This window comes from Bradyrhizobium sp. CW1 (genome assembly GCF_023100665.1).
GTDB classification, from domain to species: Bacteria; Pseudomonadota; Alphaproteobacteria; order Rhizobiales; family Xanthobacteraceae; genus Bradyrhizobium; species Bradyrhizobium canariense_D.
This window is the reverse complement of sequence record NZ_CP064684.1, coordinates 6,556,804-6,573,129: the sequence shown is the minus strand read 5'-3', so window position 1 is coordinate 6,573,129 and position 16,326 is coordinate 6,556,804. Positions and strand designations below refer to the sequence as shown.

13 protein-coding genes are annotated in these 16,326 nt (G+C 58.9%); all 13 read left to right on the top strand.

What is annotated here, in order from left to right:
- The first annotated feature begins 401 nt into the window (after positions 1–401).
- The 13 genes from IVB54_RS31710 (at position 402) to IVB54_RS31650 (ending at position 15,985) form a co-directional block, all read left to right on the top strand.
- On the top strand, positions 402–818 hold the full coding sequence (locus tag IVB54_RS31710; RefSeq protein ID WP_247289263.1) for a response regulator: 417 nt from the start codon (positions 402–404) through the stop codon (positions 816–818).
- Positions 815–1,447, top strand: coding sequence for a NodA family N-acyltransferase (locus IVB54_RS31705; protein ID WP_018455474.1), 633 nt, complete (start codon positions 815–817; stop codon positions 1,445–1,447). Before IVB54_RS31710 ends, IVB54_RS31705 begins: the two co-directional genes overlap by 4 nt.
- Positions 1,444–2,103: a chitooligosaccharide deacetylase NodB gene (gene nodB / locus IVB54_RS31700; protein ID WP_018455475.1), complete on the top strand. Its 660-nt coding sequence runs from the start codon at positions 1,444–1,446 to the stop codon at positions 2,101–2,103. The genes IVB54_RS31705 and nodB overlap by 4 nt, the downstream gene beginning before the upstream one ends.
- Before the next feature lie 14 nt (positions 2,104–2,117).
- Positions 2,118–3,476 (top strand): chitooligosaccharide synthase NodC, encoded by a 1,359-nt coding sequence (gene nodC, locus IVB54_RS31695; protein ID WP_247478850.1) that lies wholly within the window; start codon positions 2,118–2,120, stop codon positions 3,474–3,476.
- Between the two features lie 22 nt (positions 3,477–3,498).
- A complete protein-coding gene (gene nodS, locus IVB54_RS31690) occupies positions 3,499–4,128 on the top strand; it encodes a nodulation methyltransferase NodS (RefSeq protein WP_018455477.1) in 630 nt (209 codons plus the stop codon).
- An 11-nt stretch (positions 4,129–4,139) separates the two neighbouring features.
- Positions 4,140–5,852, top strand: coding sequence for a nodulation protein NodU (nodU, locus tag IVB54_RS31685; protein WP_018455478.1), 1,713 nt, complete (start codon positions 4,140–4,142; stop codon positions 5,850–5,852).
- Positions 5,853–5,856: 4 nt separating this feature from the next.
- Positions 5,857–6,771, top strand: coding sequence for a nodulation factor ABC transporter ATP-binding protein NodI (gene nodI / locus IVB54_RS31680; protein WP_018455479.1), 915 nt, complete (start codon positions 5,857–5,859; stop codon positions 6,769–6,771).
- Between the two features lie 3 nt (positions 6,772–6,774).
- Positions 6,775–7,563, top strand: a complete 789-nt coding sequence (locus IVB54_RS31675; RefSeq protein WP_026232959.1) for an ABC transporter permease — start codon at positions 6,775–6,777, stop codon at positions 7,561–7,563.
- Positions 7,564–7,752: 189 nt separating this feature from the next.
- The gene (locus tag IVB54_RS31670) at positions 7,753–9,759 is read left to right on the top strand and encodes a carbamoyltransferase (protein WP_247363789.1); all 2,007 of its coding nucleotides are present in this window, start codon (positions 7,753–7,755) and stop codon (positions 9,757–9,759) included.
- Between the two features lie 198 nt (positions 9,760–9,957).
- Entirely contained in the window at positions 9,958–10,932 is a 975-nt protein-coding gene (locus tag IVB54_RS31665; protein ID WP_026232960.1) for a nodulation protein NodZ, read from the top strand.
- A gap of 917 nt (positions 10,933–11,849) precedes the next feature.
- Positions 11,850–12,686 carry an SDR family oxidoreductase gene (locus tag IVB54_RS31660; RefSeq protein WP_247776605.1) on the top strand — a complete coding sequence of 279 codons (837 nt, stop codon included), beginning with the start codon at positions 11,850–11,852 and terminating at the stop codon, positions 12,684–12,686.
- 259 nt (positions 12,687–12,945) lie between these two features.
- The gene (nifA, locus tag IVB54_RS31655) at positions 12,946–14,706 is read left to right on the top strand and encodes a nif-specific transcriptional activator NifA (RefSeq protein WP_157642943.1); all 1,761 of its coding nucleotides are present in this window, start codon (positions 12,946–12,948) and stop codon (positions 14,704–14,706) included.
- A 412-nt stretch (positions 14,707–15,118) separates the two neighbouring features.
- Positions 15,119–15,985, top strand: a complete 867-nt coding sequence (locus IVB54_RS31650; RefSeq protein ID WP_018455485.1) for an electron transfer flavoprotein subunit beta/FixA family protein — start codon at positions 15,119–15,121, stop codon at positions 15,983–15,985.
- Positions 15,986–16,326: the final 341 nt, after the last annotated feature.

The following is a 16,326-nucleotide window of genomic DNA, read 5'->3' as shown; positions in this document are numbered from 1 at the left end:
AATCGATTTTACCATTTGTACCGACTGAGGATAGCAAAGGATAGTTTAGCGAGATGCCAGATCTATCAGAATGGTTACAAATCGTAGCGCGTCTCAGCCCAGCGCCAGGGATCGATCAAGACATCTGGACCGTGCGGTCGCAGTTTCGCGCGTGTTGCGCAAGTCCTATCTCGGCGAGCTAGCACGGTGGGGATCCGCAAATGTGCGTGGGCGTATAGGACGAGCAAACTATCGTATGGCTTCGCCAACCCATTCTATACCGGCCGTGTACCGCTGTAGAATTGAGCGAACGCTTAACCTGACCGTAGATTTCCCTCCAGTTGGACCCCTTCGGTTGCGGGTGCCAAATGTGTTTTGGTCGCATCCGATTGCGTCCTTGCTGCGGAGAAATCGTGCCGAACATGCAAGCGAAGCCGTCCTTCGTGAATCTGATGCGAGTTGCGCACACGCTCGACGTCGTATCCATTGTGAATGCAGATCGGTCAGTGCGTGAAGATCTGACAGATATGGTTTTTTCGGCGGGTTACGTACCCGAACCCTTCGAGAGCGCAGACGAGTTCTTGAAATCGGGCCGCCGTTTGATCACGTCGTGCTTGATCGCGGACATGCAGTCGAGCGTGATGAGTGGCTTTGAGCTTTTCCATCATCTGGCTGCATCCGGACGCGCGATTCCCACCGTTCTGCTCACAGACAGCTTCGAAAACGATATGAGGCGAGTCCTGCAAACTGGACTCCAGTTTTTGAGCAAGCCTTTCGAGCGTAGCGAACTGCTGGCGTGCGTCAGGAGCCAGATAATGAATAGGAATTACTCTCTATGAAAATGATCGCGCCCGGATCCACACGAGGTGCTTCGGCGCGCCCTCCAGTTCGTTGGAGGCTGTGCTGGGAGAATGAGCTTCAACTTGCTGACCATATTGAGTTGTCCGACTTCTTCCGGAAGACCTATGGTCCGACCGGGGCATTCAATGCAAAGCCCTTTGAAGGTCATCGAAGCTGGGCCGGCGCAAGGCCTGAGATTCGCGCAATCGGCTACGATGATCGTGGTGTTGCGATTCACATCGGCGCACTGCGCCGCTTCATAAAAGTGGGTGAGGTCGATCTGCTTGTGGCCGAACTCGGATTGTACGGGGTGCGCCCGGATCTCGAGGGGCTCGGCATCAGCCACTCCATCCGCGTGATGTATCCCGTATTGCGAGATCTTGGGGTGCCGTTCGGTTTTGGCACGGTCCGATCTGCCCTGCAGAAACATATTACCAGGCTGCTCGGGCGACAGGGATTAGCGACTGTTCTGCCAGGGCTCCGTGTCCGGTCCGCTCGTCCGGATATCTATCTCACTGTGCCTCCGACGCGCGTGGAGGACGTGGTCGGCCTCGTTCTGCCGATTGCGAGGCCAATGAGCGAATGGCCGGCCGGTGAGATGATTGAACGGAACGGGCCAGAACTGTGACGTCTGCAGACAACGAGACTGAAGCGCGGAGCGACTGCGCCGACTCGGGCGGAGAGCGCTGTGTCTATCTGACGTTTGATGATGGTCCCAACCCGCATTGCACGCCGGCTATCCTGGATGTGCTGGCGCAGCATCGGGCCCCCGCCACTTTCTGCGTGATTGGTGCATATGCAGCGGGCCAGCCGGAGCTGATCCAGCGCATCATTGCAGAAGGCCACGAACTCGCAAACCACACAATGACGCACCCGGATTTATCCAAATGCATGCCGGATGAGGTGGAATACGAGATCCTAACGACGAACAAGGTCATCGGAATGGCCTGCCCGCGAGCCTCTGTGCGGCACATGCGTGCGCCGTATGGGACTTGGACCAAGGAGGCCCTCGCCGTGTCGGCGAAGGCCGAACTGGCAGCCCTGCACTGGTCAGTGGACCCGCAAGACTGGTCTCGTCCTGGCGGCGAGGCGATTGTTGCCGCGGTGCTGGCCTCGGTCCGGCCGGGAGCAATCGTGCTCCTGCACGACGGGTGCCCTCCCGACGAGTTGAAACGCTGCCCTCACTCTAGTCGGCGCGACCAGACCGTGACGGCGCTCGCCCAGCTCATTCCAGCACTGCATGACCTTGGATTTGCAATCCGGTCGCTTCCTCAAACTCACTGAATAGATCAAATCACATGAGCCTGCTTGCCACCATCAGCACCGCTGCTGTTGCCTCCTACGCGTTGCTCTCCAGCGTCCATAAGACCGCGCAGGCGCTTTATGCGCTGCGAACCGACGCCTCACTGCCGCCGTACGACCTCGTCGAGAGCGCAGCTCTGCCCAGCGTGGATATCATCGTGCCCTGCTTCAACGAGGATCCGCGCACGCTGGCGGCCTGCCTGAAATCTCTCGCAAGCCAGGATTACCCAGGGCGATTGCAGGTGTATGTGGTCGATGACGGCTCTGCAAATGTCGCTGCAGTGGCCCCGGTCCATGGGAGCTACGCGTATGACCCGAGGTTCACCGTCATTCTGCTGCCAAGTAACGTTGGAAAGCGTAAGGCGCAGATCGCAGCGATACGCCGGTCGTTCGGCGATCTCGTGCTCAACGTCGATTCCGATACGGAAATCGCCAGCGACGTGGTCAGCAAACTCGTACGCAAGATGCAGGATCCAGCCGTCGGCGCGGCCATGGGGCAATTGATGGCCAGCAACCGGAACGACAGCTGGCTGACCCGATTGATCGACATGGAGTACTGGTTGGCTTGCAACGAGGAGCGCGCGGCTCAGACGCGCTTTGGTGCCGTCATGTGCTGCTGCGGGCCGTGTGCCATGTACCGCCGCTCCGCGCTGCTGTTGCTGCTGGACCAGTACGAGACGCAGTTCTTCCGAGGAAAGCCGAGCGACTTCGGTGAGGACCGCCATCTGACGATCCTCATGCTCAAGGCAGGGTTTCGAACCGAGTACGTTCCGGACGCCATCGCCGCCACGGTGGTCCCGGACAGGCTCTTGCCCTATCTGCGGCAACAGCTCCGCTGGGCGCGGAGCACTTACCGCGATACGCTGCTGGGTTTGCACCTGTTGCCCGGCCTGGACCGGTACCTTACGCTCGACGTGCTCGGACAGAACCTCGGGCCGCTGCTGCTCGCCATCTCATCGATTGCCGCGCTCGCTCAGCTCGCGCTCACCGGCACCGTGCCCTGGTGGACCGGTCTGACCATCGTCGCGATGACCCTGGTTCGATGCAGCGTGGCGGCCCTTCGTGCCGGCGAGCTTCGATTTATCGGCTTCTCGCTGCACACGCCTATCAACATCTTCCTCCTGCTCCCGATGAAAGCCTATGCGCTCTGTACCTTGAGCAACAGCGACTGGCTCTCGCGCAAAGTAGCGAAATCATCAGACGTCGATGAGTCGAAGGCCTCGATCGAAGACGCGACAAATGGACCAAGCCTTAACCCGGGATCGGAAGCGCCAGGCTCAATTCGCGGGGCAGGTCTTTCGCGCGCTTCCTCGCAGCTGATCGCGTCTGATGGCATTGCCGCCGCGACTGACTGACAGCTTTGTAGGGGATTTAGTGGTGAGCGTGGACAAGACATATCAATCGTTGCAACGGGAGCTGACCAACGATGACCCGTGGCGGCTTGACGACAATCCGTTCGAACGTGAGCGTCACACCCAATTGCTACGACTATCGCTGTCGAACGGCGCCGTCTCAACCGGCCTCGAGATCGGGTGCGCGGCCGGTGCATTCACAGAGAAGCTTGCTCCTCACTGCAAACGGCTCACGGTCATCGATGTTATGCCGCGAGCGATCGGTCGAGCGGTCCAGCGGACCAAGAGGTGGTCGCATATCAGCTGGGCGGCGACCGATATTCTGCAGTTCTCGACCGAAGAGCTGTTCGATCTGATCGTGGTCGCCGAAGTTCTCTACTATCTCGAAGACATGACACGGATGCGTACCGCAATCGACAAGCTGGTGAAGATGCTTGCTCCAGGTGGGCACCTGGTCTTCGGATCTGCACGTGATGCCACCTGCAGGCGATGGGGGCATGTCGCTGGCGCCGAGACAGTCATCACGATGTTGGCTGAAGCGCTCATTGAGGTCGAACGCGTGCAGTGCCAGGGGCAGTCGGCTGACGAAGACTGCTTGTTGGTCCGCTTTCGCAATCCGGAGCGATCTTCGATTTGTTCTAACGGCCGAGCTTGAAAGGACCTACTATGCGCATCTGCGGTATCAAGTTGACGCACGACGGGGCAGTCGCTCTGATCGAGGACGGCCGGGTGGTGTTTTGTGTCGAACAGGAGAAGCTGAACAACAATCCGCGTTATCAAACCATCGACAACCTGGATGCCGTTGTTGACGCCTTGGCGGAGCACGGGCTGGATCCGAGCGATGTTGATCAGTTCGTCATTGATGGCTGGGATGGAGAGTTCGAGTCACAGTTTGAAGTCCTTAGTGGGACGACGACCATCAAGCTCAAGGGCGCGCCGTATGTCGAACGGCAAGGCGATAGCCCCCTGACGTCCCGCGATCGGATCGGCCTCATGCTTGATGGGAAGCTATATCCCTATCAAAGCTATCCCCATGTTACCGGGCACGTAGCATCCGCATACTGCGCCAGCTCGTTTGCCAAATCCGGACAATCTGCTTTCTGCTTGGTGTGGGACGGCTGCATGTTTCCGCGCCTCTACTATGTAGAGCCCCACGGCATCCGGTTCATCGAGTGCCTGTTTCCGATAATAGGTCACGCCTATGCGACGGCAGGACACCACTTTGGACCTTACAGGCGGGCAGACCGGACCAGCTGGGATCTCGGTATTGCCGGCAAGCTGATGGCCTATATCGCACTGGGATCGCCCGACGAGGATTGTATTAAGACGTTTCATGAACTTTATGAGGCGCACTTTGCCACGGATGCTGAGGGTGCTTGTCCCGAGCTTGAAGAGATCAACAGCTCACAATCGCCACTTGAAGCTCTGCACGACTTCTTCGATGCGTGCGCAATGCGATTGAAGGAAAAACAGGCCCAAGACGTCCTTGCGTCATTTCACGTGTTTCTAGAGCGTCTGCTGGTTCGCACCATTGCTGATGTGGTGGAGCGGCATTCGAATCTTGCGGGGGCGCGTAACCTCTGCATAGCCGGCGGCTGTGGCCTGAATATTAAGTGGAATAGTGCATTTCGTGCGACAGGCCTGTTCGATTTCGTGTGGGTGCCGCCCTTTCCGAACGACAGCGGCTCAGCCATTGGTGCTGCTTGCTCTGCATTGGCGGCACAGCAAGGCTTTAGAGCTCTGGAATGGTCGGTCTACAGCGGACCGGCCGTGCGTCCCAGCGAAGTCCCGCCCGAATGGGAGGGCGCGCCCTGCACTATGGGCCAACTTGCGGCAATCCTCGCTTGCGACAAGCCCGTGGTCTTCCTTGCCGGGCGTGCCGAGCTCGGGCCGCGAGCCTTGGGTGGCAGAAGCATTCTCGCGGCTGCGAGCTGGGAAGGAATGAAAGATCATCTCAACGATGTCAAACTTCGTGAGCATTTCAGGCCGGTAGCGCCGATATGCCTGGAGGATCGTGCCGCGGAGATTTTTAGCCCTGGAATACCCGATCCGTACATGCTGTTCGATCACCAGACGCGACCAGAATGGCGGGACAAAATTCCCGCCGTCGTGCATCTCGATGGATCTGCTCGTCTACAAACCGTTTCTAGAACCTCCCAGCATAAAGTGGCCGAGCTTCTCGTCGAATACGAGAAGCTCACAGCCATTCCGCTGCTTTGCAATACCAGCGCCAATCTGCATGGACGCGGCTTTTTCCCGGATGCTGCCGCCGCGTGCCAGTGGGGACGCGTCGATCACGTATGGTGTGACGGCCTGCTTTGGACAAAAAAGCGCGCAAGCGGGGAAGCGGCGGGAACAACGTCCGTCGCGATGGCGTAAGCAGATGTCAACCGCGGCAGTCGACCTTTTCCAGGTGAGCAAGTTCTACGACGACAGGGTCGTCGTGGACGCTCTTTCGTTTACGGTCTCGCCGGGAGAGTGCTTCGGTCTGCTGGGACCAAACGGCGCGGGTAAAAGCACGCTTGCGCGTTTGATCCTGGGTGTTGCATCGCCCGACGCAGGTAAGATATGCGTGCTCGGCGAGCCAGTGCCGGCGCGGGCGCGCTTGGCGCGCCGGGGGATCGGGGTTGTCCCACAGTTCGATAACCTTGATCTTCAGCTCACGGTGCGCGAAAACTTGCTCGTTTTCGGGCGCTACTTCGCCATGAGCGCGGCTGAGGTGGAAGCGGTCACGCCGTCACTGCTCGAATTCGCACGCCTGGAGAACAAGGCGGACGCGCGAGTCGCCGAACTGTCCGGCGGCATGAAGCGACGCCTGACGTTGGCACGGGCCCTCATTAACGATCCGCAGCTCTTGGTCCTTGATGAGCCGACGACCGGCCTCGATCCGCACGGCCGTCACCTGATTTGGGAACGCTTGCGCTCGTTATTAGGGCGCGGCAAAACGATCCTTCTCACCACCCACTTCATGGAAGAGGCGGAGCGATTGTGCGACCGCCTGTGCGTGCTCGAGCACGGCCGTAAGATCGCCGAAGGTCAGCCTCGCGCGCTGATCGAGCAGCAGATCGGCTGCCAAGTGATCGAGATTTACGGCGGTAACCCGCACGAACTGCTGCCGCTGGTCAGACCCCAAGTGCAGCGCGCTGAGGTGAGCGGGGAGACGCTGTTCTGCTATGTCACGGATCCAGAGCAGGTGCGCCTCCGGCTTGTCAACCGCACGGATCTGCGCTTTCTGCAGCGTCCTCCAAATCTGGAGGATGTGTTCTTGCGGCTAACCGGGCGAGAGATAAAGGACTGAACGATGTGGCAACGTTTTGCGCCGGCGCTCCCTGCTAATCCATGGAACTGGATGGCGGTATGGCGCCGCAATTTTCTGGTTTGGCGGAAAGTTGCTCTGGCATCGGTTCTTGGGAATCTGGCCGAGCCGATGAGCTCTCTGTTCGGTCTCGGTTTTGGCCTTGGAATGATCATAGGTGGTGTTGAGGGCACCTCATACATCTCGTTTCTGGCGGCTGGAATGGTTGCCACAAGCGCGATGGTCTCCGCAACCTTCGAAACGATCTATGCGGCTTACGCTCGCATGCAGACAAATTGCACCTGGGAGGCAGTGCTCTGTACGCCCCTTACGCTCGGCGACATTGTCCTCGGTGAAGTGGCCTGGGCAGCGAGCAAGGCCTTGCTCGCCGGGACCGCGATCACGATTGTGGCCGTCGCGCTGGGTTACGCAGAGTGGTCATCCATTCCCTATGCGTTACCAGCCATCGCCCTCACTGGCGTTACTTTCGCGAGCCTCGCAATGGTCGTTTCAGCACTTGCACCGAGCCACGACTATTTCATCTTCTACCAGTCGCTTATTCTTACGCCCATGATGTATTTAAGCGGGACGATCTTCCCAATGAGCCAGTTGCCCGGTTCATTTCAACGCATCGCAGCCTTATTGCCGCTGAGTCATTCGGTCGATCTCATTCGTCCAACAATGCTTGGTCGACCGGTTGACAGCGTCGGATTGCATGTGGGCGCACTTTGCATCTACGCAGCAGTTCCCTTCCTCGTCTCGGCCGTGCTCCTTCGGCAGCGCCTGATGCGGTGAGAGGAATAAGATCTAAGCGAAGCATCGCGTGTGCGAGATGAGATATCGGGCTTAGCGAATTTCCAATCGCGTGCGACGCTTATATGCGTCTCGTCAGCTAGCGATGCCTGATCGGCCTCGCGCGGCCTACTCCCAAAGCAAGCGATACGAAATAGGCCAACAGGCCTCTCAGGATTAACGGAGAACAAGATGCTGTGTCTAGGATTGAGTGGCGGCCTCGACAGGGTCTATGAAAACCCCCTTGGGCTGCCGGGCACGTTTCTGCACGACGGCGCCGCGGTACTTGTCAAGGACGGGCGCGTGATCGCTGCCGTGGAAGAGGAGCGCCTTAACCGGATCAAACATTCAAACAAGCTCCCGAGCAGTGCGATCGAATACTGTCTTGCAGCCGCGGGTGTGGAGCTTCGCGACGTCGATCGTATTGCGTTCTACGCTACTGAAGCCTATTGCAATGCAATGCTCGAACGGTTGTTCATCTCACAACCGGAAATCTCAATTCCCCTAGATGCGAATCTGCTGCTACGGCACCTTCTAGCCACGGAGTTCGGTACCCAAGTTGATCCTTCCCGGGTGTCATTCGTAGGCCACCATCAGGCCCACGCCGTGAGCGCTCTGGCGATGTCGGGTTTTGAAGATAGCCTGGTCCTCGCGATCGACGGTTGTGGCGACTTCCTGTCGGGTCTCTTGGCTGTCGGGTCAGGCAGCGAAATGACCGAGCTTATGACATTTCCAGAGAATAACTCCCTCGGACTGTTCTATCTGGAGACGATCCGATATCTCGGCTACGGCCTGTTCGACGAGTATAAGGTTATGGGACTGGCTCCTTACGGAGATCCCGCACGCTATCGCGAGCTCTTTTCCCAATTCTATGAGCTCTGCGCAAACGGTGGCTACCGCGTTCACCTCGAACGTATCGGCCCAGCATTGCTGCAAAATATCGAGGTCCGGCGAAAGGGAATGCCGTTCACCCAACAGCATCGAGATGTGAGCGCATCGTTGCAGGAGGCGCTGGAGCGGATCGTGTTTCACATTCTGCGGCATTACCGTGAGTCGACCGGAATGAAACGGTTGTGCCTGGCTGGCGGGGTGGCCCATAACTGCACGCTGAACGGAAAACTCCTGTATTCAGGCCTGTTCGAAGACATCTTCGTGCAGCCGGCTGCGCATGACGCCGGATGCGCATTGGGCGCGGCGCTGATGGTGTCGAACGAGGCCGGGCAGCCTGCGCCCCGCGAGCGGCTACAGGCGGTTTATTGGGGGCCAGATGTCGGCAGCGACGATAGCATCGAAAAGGAACTGAAGGGATGGGCCGGACACCTCGAGTTTGAACGGACCGCTGACGTCGCAACCAGAGCAGCCGAGTGGATGGTTGATGGCGCCGTGATCGGGTGGGTGCAGGGCCGATCGGAGTTCGGCCCTCGTGCGCTCGGCAACCGTAGTATTCTTGCGGACCCGAGGCCCGCGGCGAACAAGGACCGGATCAATGCGATGGTCAAGAAGCGCGAGAGTTATCGACCATTTGCACCATCAGTTCTGGAGGAGGATGCGGGCGCGTTCTTTGAGTTGCCGGATGGTCGCGCAGAATACCCCTTCATGAATTTCGTCGTTCGCGTGCGGGAATCCAAGCGTGCTTTGCTGGGCGCGATCACGCATATCGATGGTACGGCTCGGCTGCAGACGGTTTCCCGCACGAACAATGCCGCCTATTGGGAACTCATCAATGCGTTCAAGAGCCGGACAGGCGTCCCGATTTTGCTTAACACGTCGTTCAACAACAATGCCGAACCGATCGTAGATTCCGTTGCCGATGCGATTACGGCGTTTTTGTCAACCGAGCTGGATGGCCTTGTAATCGGTTCATTCCTCGTCAAAAAGCGGGCGACAACGCTCGAAAGCTGGACTGCACTCGCTGTATCACTGCCGCCCCATGTATCTCTTTACCGGGTTCGCGCTCATGCGGGCCGAGAACGCCAGGAGACAGTCTGCGAGATCCGCATGGGTCACTCCAGCCAGGAGAGCGTGCGCGTCTCGCATGACCTGTTCGACATGCTGATGCAAATTGAGAAGGAAGCTGTTCTTGCCGATCTTCTCGCCAGGGTCACCACTGACAGGACTAGGCGAGAAGCTCTCGTGAACGAACTGCGTGGGCTCTGGGATCTCCGCCGTATACGGCTGCATCCGTCACCGACTGCGTGATTGCAAAAGGTGAGCAATGCGGAAGAGGGCTCTTTGGAGGCCTCTCGTATGACCTCCCAAGCGCGGTGCCGTGGAGGAGGGTTGCGGGTTGATCGCCTTGCGTCCCGGTGACCAGCCGTCCACTGGCGTGGATCGGAATCGCAGATGCTAGGTGCGCCACACAAAGCTGATCTTGCAAAACGAGAAGGGTTTGATAACTTGACCAAGGAACGCTTTGTTATTTCTCGGAGGCGTACCGGCTTCGGTGACTGCCTCTGGTCATTGGCGTCGGCCTGGTCGTACGCGCAGCGGACCGGGCGGACGCTCGTCGTTGACTGGCGCGGTTCCTGCTACATCGACCGACCGTTCAGCAACGCCTTTCCGGTGTTCTTCGAGCCGGTTGAGGACATCGCTGGGGTACCGGTGATTTGCGATGACCGGATCAACCAGCTCTCGTTTCCCGGACCGTTCTTCCCGCGGTGGTGGAATAGGCCGTCGATCGACTGCATCAATCGTCCGGATGAGCAGATCTTCCGAGAACGTGACGAACTGACCGAGCTGTTCCAGGCGAGAGAAGATAACGAAGCCAACACCATTGTCTGTGACGCCTGCCTGATGTGGCGTTGTGGCGAGGCAGCCGAACGACTGATCTTTCGGAACATCAAGCTCAGGTCTGAGATTCAAGCGCGGATCGACGCCTTGTATGAGGAACATTTTAGCGGCCATAGCATCATTGGCGTTCATGTTCGGCACGGCAATGGCGAAGATATCATGGAGCATGCGCCGTACTGGGCCGATTCGGAGCTCGCCCTTCGTCAGGTTTGCATGGCAATCCGTAAAGCCAAGGCTTTGCCATATCCAAAGCCTGTAAAGGTCTTCCTGTGCACTGACAGTGCACAGGTGCTCGATCGCCTATCGGGTCTGTTTCCCGATGTCTTCGCCGTACCAAAACGTTTCCAGGCCGATCGGGCAGGGCCGTTGCATAGTGCGGAAATGGGAATTGAAGGTGGAGCTTCGGCTCTCATCGACATGTATCTTCTTGCGCGGTGCGCTACCGTGATCCGCTTTCCCCCCACCAGCGCCTTCACGCGCTATGCCCGTCTGCTCGTGCCACGGATTATTGAATTCGACCAGAGCAATCCGGAGCGCTTGACCCTGATCGATAATCCATACGAGCATTTCGCGGCTTCCTGAAGCGCCAGAATGTGGGCCTGAACAATGACGGGCTAGATCATCGGTCTGATACTGCTGGCTTCGACACGGTCGAGTTTCGTAACGTGTCGCAGGAACGTTGGATGGCGACTTCCGTCCCGCAAGCGACGGCTGACCGGCGCACTACCATGGATGCGGTGCGGTGGGAGGGCGAACGCCTGAGAAGCGTAAGGCGGATGCCAGCGAGGGCCGGCGGTCTTGCCCGGCAACACTTCGGGCCCTCCGGTGCAAGTCGAGTCGCGCGGAAAGCTTACAGTTCTGTCATCCTCCAGCCAAGTCCGCCGTGGCTGGCCAGACGGTGAAAAGCACGGCAATGGCGGTCCGGGTCGCCGAGGAAATCTGACGTAACAGACAGTCACGACAGAATGTCCCAGCAGCAAGGAGGCGCGTCCGGTAGATGGATCGCCTTTGCTGGGCAGGGCTTTCGTTTTTTGGACGACGGCCTTTGTTCATGCTCCGCTCGCGGAGTCCTTTCGGACGGAGGTGTGATGAACCGCGCGGCCGGCGGCCCATCGGTATGGCTCAAGAGCCGTATGTGCGGCCGCGCGTAACCAGGCCGAGAGGAACTTGGACGAACCGGCCATTAAATCCTGATCTCCGCCCGCAGCTAATCTATCTCGTCTAGCGCGCATGACCCACAGACCACTCGTGGAGTGGTGACGCAGTCAGCTCGCCATGGAAACCCCAGCCTCTGGCTCGAAGCGTAGCGCACGCAGTGGGCAGCACCCGGGAGCTCGACGACAGCCATTGCTGCGGCGCTGCCGGTGTCGCAAAGCAAACAGGCCAGATGTTCGGAACCTGCCATTTGCGTCGTAAAAGCGCGCCACCTGTGCCCTGCTTCGCTCTGGCCCGGATCCTGCACCAGGTGCACGGGCGAGGGGAGCGGAAGGGAGTCGCGTGTGAATCTAGGTCTACCAGATGACAACGCGGTCGCAGCTAAATCGTCGGAAACGGACCCTCGTGGTCCAATTCACGCCGATGGAGCGGGCCGTCCGCTGCGTGAGCGGAAGACGCTGGTATTGACGGGGGCATCGCGCGGTATCGGTCGCGCCACGGGAAGATTGCTTTCGGAAGCCGGTTGGCGCATCATTTCTTGCGCGCGCCAACCATTCGACGCGGTGCGCTGCCCATGGGACTCAGAGGGGGATAGCTATATCGAAGTCGACCTGAGCGATCATCGGACGCTACCGCGCGTGCTTGCCCAGATAAAGGAGCGCCTTGCCGGCGCACCGCTGCAGGGACTGATAAACAATGCCGGAAACTCACCAAAAACGCCAAACGGTGCCCGGCTCACGTCGCTGGCGACCTCAGTCGATACCTGGATGAGCGTGTTCCACCTCAATCTGGTGGCGCCGATCCTGCTCGCTCAAGGTCTGTTCGATGAGCTAAAAGCGGCGTCAGGCTCGATCGTCAATGTGACTTCGATCGCCGGAGCGCGGGTGCATCCATTTGCAGGCACGGCATATGCCACGTCGAAAGCTGCGCTCGCTTGTCTCACGCGCGAAATGGCGCACGACTACGCCTCACATGGCATTCGCGTCAATGCGATCGCGCCCGGCGAAATCAAGACGGACATTTTGTCGCCTGATACGGAAGCGCATCTTGTGCCAAAGATCCCACTACGCCGGGTGGGTACACCCGAAGAGGTCGCCAAGGTCATTTTCTTCCTATGTTCAGATGCGGCAAGTTATGTCACGGGTGCCGAAGTGCCGATCAATGGCGGGCAACACTTGTGAGTGAATCCGTTCCTGGCGAACCCGACTAACTCAGCTTCATCGATCGAAGCCATGTTGGCCGGGCGAATCCGCGCAGCGAGTTGGAAAGAATAAGCGCAAAATCTAGTCACTGTAAGTGCTGCCGGCGTGCCATGAAGAGCCGTCATCTCTCGCCCCCGGCCTGAGAATTGGATGTCAGATCGAGGCAGGCATGCAACACGAGTCTAACAAGTCCGATCGAGGTGATGGGGAGGATCAAGAAAGGAACGGAGAAGTCACTATGCTGGACAGCGTTTCCCTGAGCGAAACACCAAACTCAACCTCCGGCGCGGACCCTTCCGCTTCTATTCTGCCGTCGCAAGAGAAATCGCTAAGCACGATCTTTGAAATAGCGCACACGCTCACTGGCCTATCCCGGCTCGAAGCCAAGCTGGCGAGCGTCATCGAGCGGCTGCCATCGCTCGTGCAGATGCGGCGCGGCATCGTATGTCTGTTCGAACATGACGGGCTGCCCGAGATCATCGTAGACGACGGCCGGAGCGAAGGGCGCGACGCGCGCTGCGGGGGGCGCTTGCCGCAAGGAGCAATTGATCAAATTGTGGCGACGGGGCGGCCGCTCATCGTCGAGAACGTAGCGCTGCATTCGATCTTCAGTTTTTCGGAAGTCGAGATGATGCTAGACGCCGCCCGTAATACGTGTGTTGCCTTCATCGGCGTTCCCATAGAGATCGACGAGAAAGTTGTGGGTACGCTGAGCATCGACCGCATCGCAGACAACGGGACGCATGCGCAGCTCGAGGACGACCTCCGCCTGCTGACGATGGTCGCAAGCCTTCTGGGCCAGACGGCAAAGCTGCATTGCACCTTTGTGCGCGACCGCGGGCGGCTTATGGACGAGGAGTTCCGGCTGCAGACGCAGCCTTCGTCCGAGCTCAAGCCTCATGGCCGGGAGCGTAAGAAGGTCCAAGTCGAGGGAATTATCGGCGACAGTCCGGCGCTGCGCGCGATGCTTGAGAAGATCGAGCTGATCGCAAAATCGAATAGCACCGTTCTGTTGCGTGGCGAATCGGGCACCGGCAAAGAGCTGGTCGCGAAGGCTATTCACGAGCGTTCAGCGCGCGCCAAACGCCCCTTTATCAAGCTGAATTGCGCAGCCCTCACCGAGACGGTGCTGGAATCCGAATTGTTCGGTCACGAGAAGGGGGCGTTTACGGGCGCATTCAACGCGCGCAAGGGTCGCTTCGAACTCGCGGACAAGGGAACGTTGTTTCTGGATGAGATTGGCGAGATCTCGGCGTCGTTCCAGGCGAAACTCCTGCGCGTGCTTCAGGAGCAGGAGTTCGAGCGGGTGGGCGGCAATCAGACGATCAAAGTCGACGTCCGCGTGATTGCTGCCACGAACAAGAATCTTGAAGAGGCGGTGGCAAGGAAGGAGTTTCGTGCCGATCTCTATTATCGCATTAGCGTGGTTCCTCTGCTACTGCCGCCGCTGCGCGAAAGACGCACTGATATTCCGCTTCTCGCCGCTCGATTCTTGAAGAACTTCAACAATGAGAACGGCCGTGCTCTGGTCTTCGAGTCAAGTGCGATAGACGTTCTTATGAATTGCGGATTTCCCGGTAATGTCCGTGAGCTGGAGAACTGTGTGCAGCGGACCGCGACCCTGGCGCACGGATCGTCGATCGTAAGAGACGATTTTGCCTGCTGCCACGGGCAATGCCTGTCGGCCACGCTATGGAAGTGCGGGCTGGAGCAAGTGGCACGACAGCCGAGCCCGATAATCTCACTTCCCGCGAGGCTGAGCATGCCGCCGACACAAGCTGTGGCACACGTTCAGCCGGTCGGTAGCGAACTGACGCCGCTAGAGCCACCCGGCCGACCCAACATAGGTGCCGCCAAGGTCACAGATCGCGAGCGCGTAGTCGCCGCGATGGAAACGTCCGGGTGGGTACAGGCCAAGGCGGCGCGCTTGCTTGGACTGACGCCGCGCCAGATTGGCTATGCCTTGAGAAGGCACGGTATCGAGATCAAGCGCTTCTGAATAAAAAGTCGGCTCGCGTCTCTCTCGATCGCCGGGCGCGGTAGGAGAGCGTGCGCAAAAGGCGGTACTCTGGTCCATGAAGCGGATACGAAACCGATGTGCTCTGCTTGGGAGGCCATGCCGGGAGCGTAAGCCATCTTCGCGTCAGCCGCGTGCTGGTCATCGTCTGCTTGCAATGTATTCGCCCTATGAGAAATGATTAGGTGTCGAACCAGCGCAAGATCGCGGCCGGGCCGTTTATGGCGCGACTCAGATGAGAGAGATCACGTCCCGCTTTACGCAGCTCGTCGCAGTCCCAACGGTCTCGCCGTCAATCGCCAGCCGTTGCATTCGTCGCACATCGGCGAAGTGCCTGGGGTGGTATGACAGTTGCTATTCGTGGGGAGCCTGCTCAACATCTTAGGAGAAGCATATGCACAGCATCGTCTGCATCAAACAGGTCCCCGACTCCGCACAAATCCGCGTGCATCCTGTCACGAATACGATCATGCGGCAGGGCGTGCCGACGATCATCAACCCATATGATCTGTTCGCACTGGAAGCTGCGCTCGAGCTACGAGACAAGTTCGGCGGTGAAATCACTGTTCTGACAATGGGGCCGCCGTCGGCCGAAGAATCTCTCCGAAAGGCGCTGACATTTGGTGCCGATCGTGCTGTCCTGCTCACCGATCGTAGTTTCGCAGGCTCTGATACGCTGGCGACGAGTTACGCTCTGGCGTGCGCGATTCGCAATATCGGCAAGGAATATGGCCCACCAGACGTCATATTCACTGGCAAGCAGACTATCGACGGCGATACGGCGCAGGTGGGACCTGGCATTGCAAAGAGGCTCGGGGTCCAGCAGCTTACGTATGTTTCAACAATCAAAGCGTTGGACTTCAAAGCACGCACGATCGATGCGGAACGGCGCTGCGAAGGAGGAGTCCAGGTGCTGCGTTCCAAGCTTCCTTGTCTCATCAGCATGTTAGAGGCAAGCAATCAAATTCGCCGCGGTGCAATGATCGACGCCTTGCGTGCGGCCCGTGCCTCCGTCGTAAAATGGAGCGCTCAAACTGCCGGCGTGGATGACATGGCCAAATGCGGTCTGAGGGGGTCGCCGACGGTCGTCAAGCGTGTCTTCGCGCCCTCCGCACGAGCGGAGAAGGCGACGTGGGTGGAAGCGGCCGAGCAGCCGGCGCAAGCGTTGATCGACGCCATGTTCAAGCGCAACCCTACGCTCGAGACGGAGCTCGCACAGCTTGCGCGCGGTACCTCATCCGCCCAAACTAGCGGTGCGTGAAGTCGCCGCTGATCGAGCGGAGCCAGCGACGGCCGGGGTCGTGGTCATGCTGGCCCGACGCTCGGCGCACCAGGCACGATTCAAGCTTTTCGACCGCTAGCTGAGAATTGGCGAGCTGCGATACACCTTCTTCCTATGCAATGTCGAGCCGTATCGGGACGAGCCGTCGCTGATGCTGAGTCGGAATGGCTGAGCACTAACGCAACGCTCGATGCGTTGTGTGGTCGAGCGGCGCGACTCGCACTTTTCGGTTAGGTGAAAAACGAGCAGAGCTCGCGCGAGGGAGATACATCCCTCGCGCGAGCTCCACGTGCGCTGCCATGCAAACTTAACGGGCACGT

Coding starts and splice junctions, on each gene's coding strand:
- IVB54_RS31710 (WP_247289263.1), top strand. CDS start 402: ATGCAAGCGAAGCCGTCCTTCGTGAATCTGATGCGAGTTGCGCACACG.
- IVB54_RS31705 (WP_018455474.1), top strand. CDS start 815: ATGAAAATGATCGCGCCCGGATCCACACGAGGTGCTTCGGCGCGCCCT.
- nodC (WP_247478850.1), top strand. CDS start 2,118: ATGAGCCTGCTTGCCACCATCAGCACCGCTGCTGTTGCCTCCTACGCG.
- nodU (WP_018455478.1), top strand. CDS start 4,140: ATGCGCATCTGCGGTATCAAGTTGACGCACGACGGGGCAGTCGCTCTG.
- nodI (WP_018455479.1), top strand. CDS start 5,857: ATGTCAACCGCGGCAGTCGACCTTTTCCAGGTGAGCAAGTTCTACGAC.
- IVB54_RS31675 (WP_026232959.1), top strand. CDS start 6,775: ATGTGGCAACGTTTTGCGCCGGCGCTCCCTGCTAATCCATGGAACTGG.
- IVB54_RS31670 (WP_247363789.1), top strand. CDS start 7,753: ATGCTGTGTCTAGGATTGAGTGGCGGCCTCGACAGGGTCTATGAAAAC.
- nifA (WP_157642943.1), top strand. CDS start 12,946: ATGCTGGACAGCGTTTCCCTGAGCGAAACACCAAACTCAACCTCCGGC.
- IVB54_RS31650 (WP_018455485.1), top strand. CDS start 15,119: ATGCACAGCATCGTCTGCATCAAACAGGTCCCCGACTCCGCACAAATC.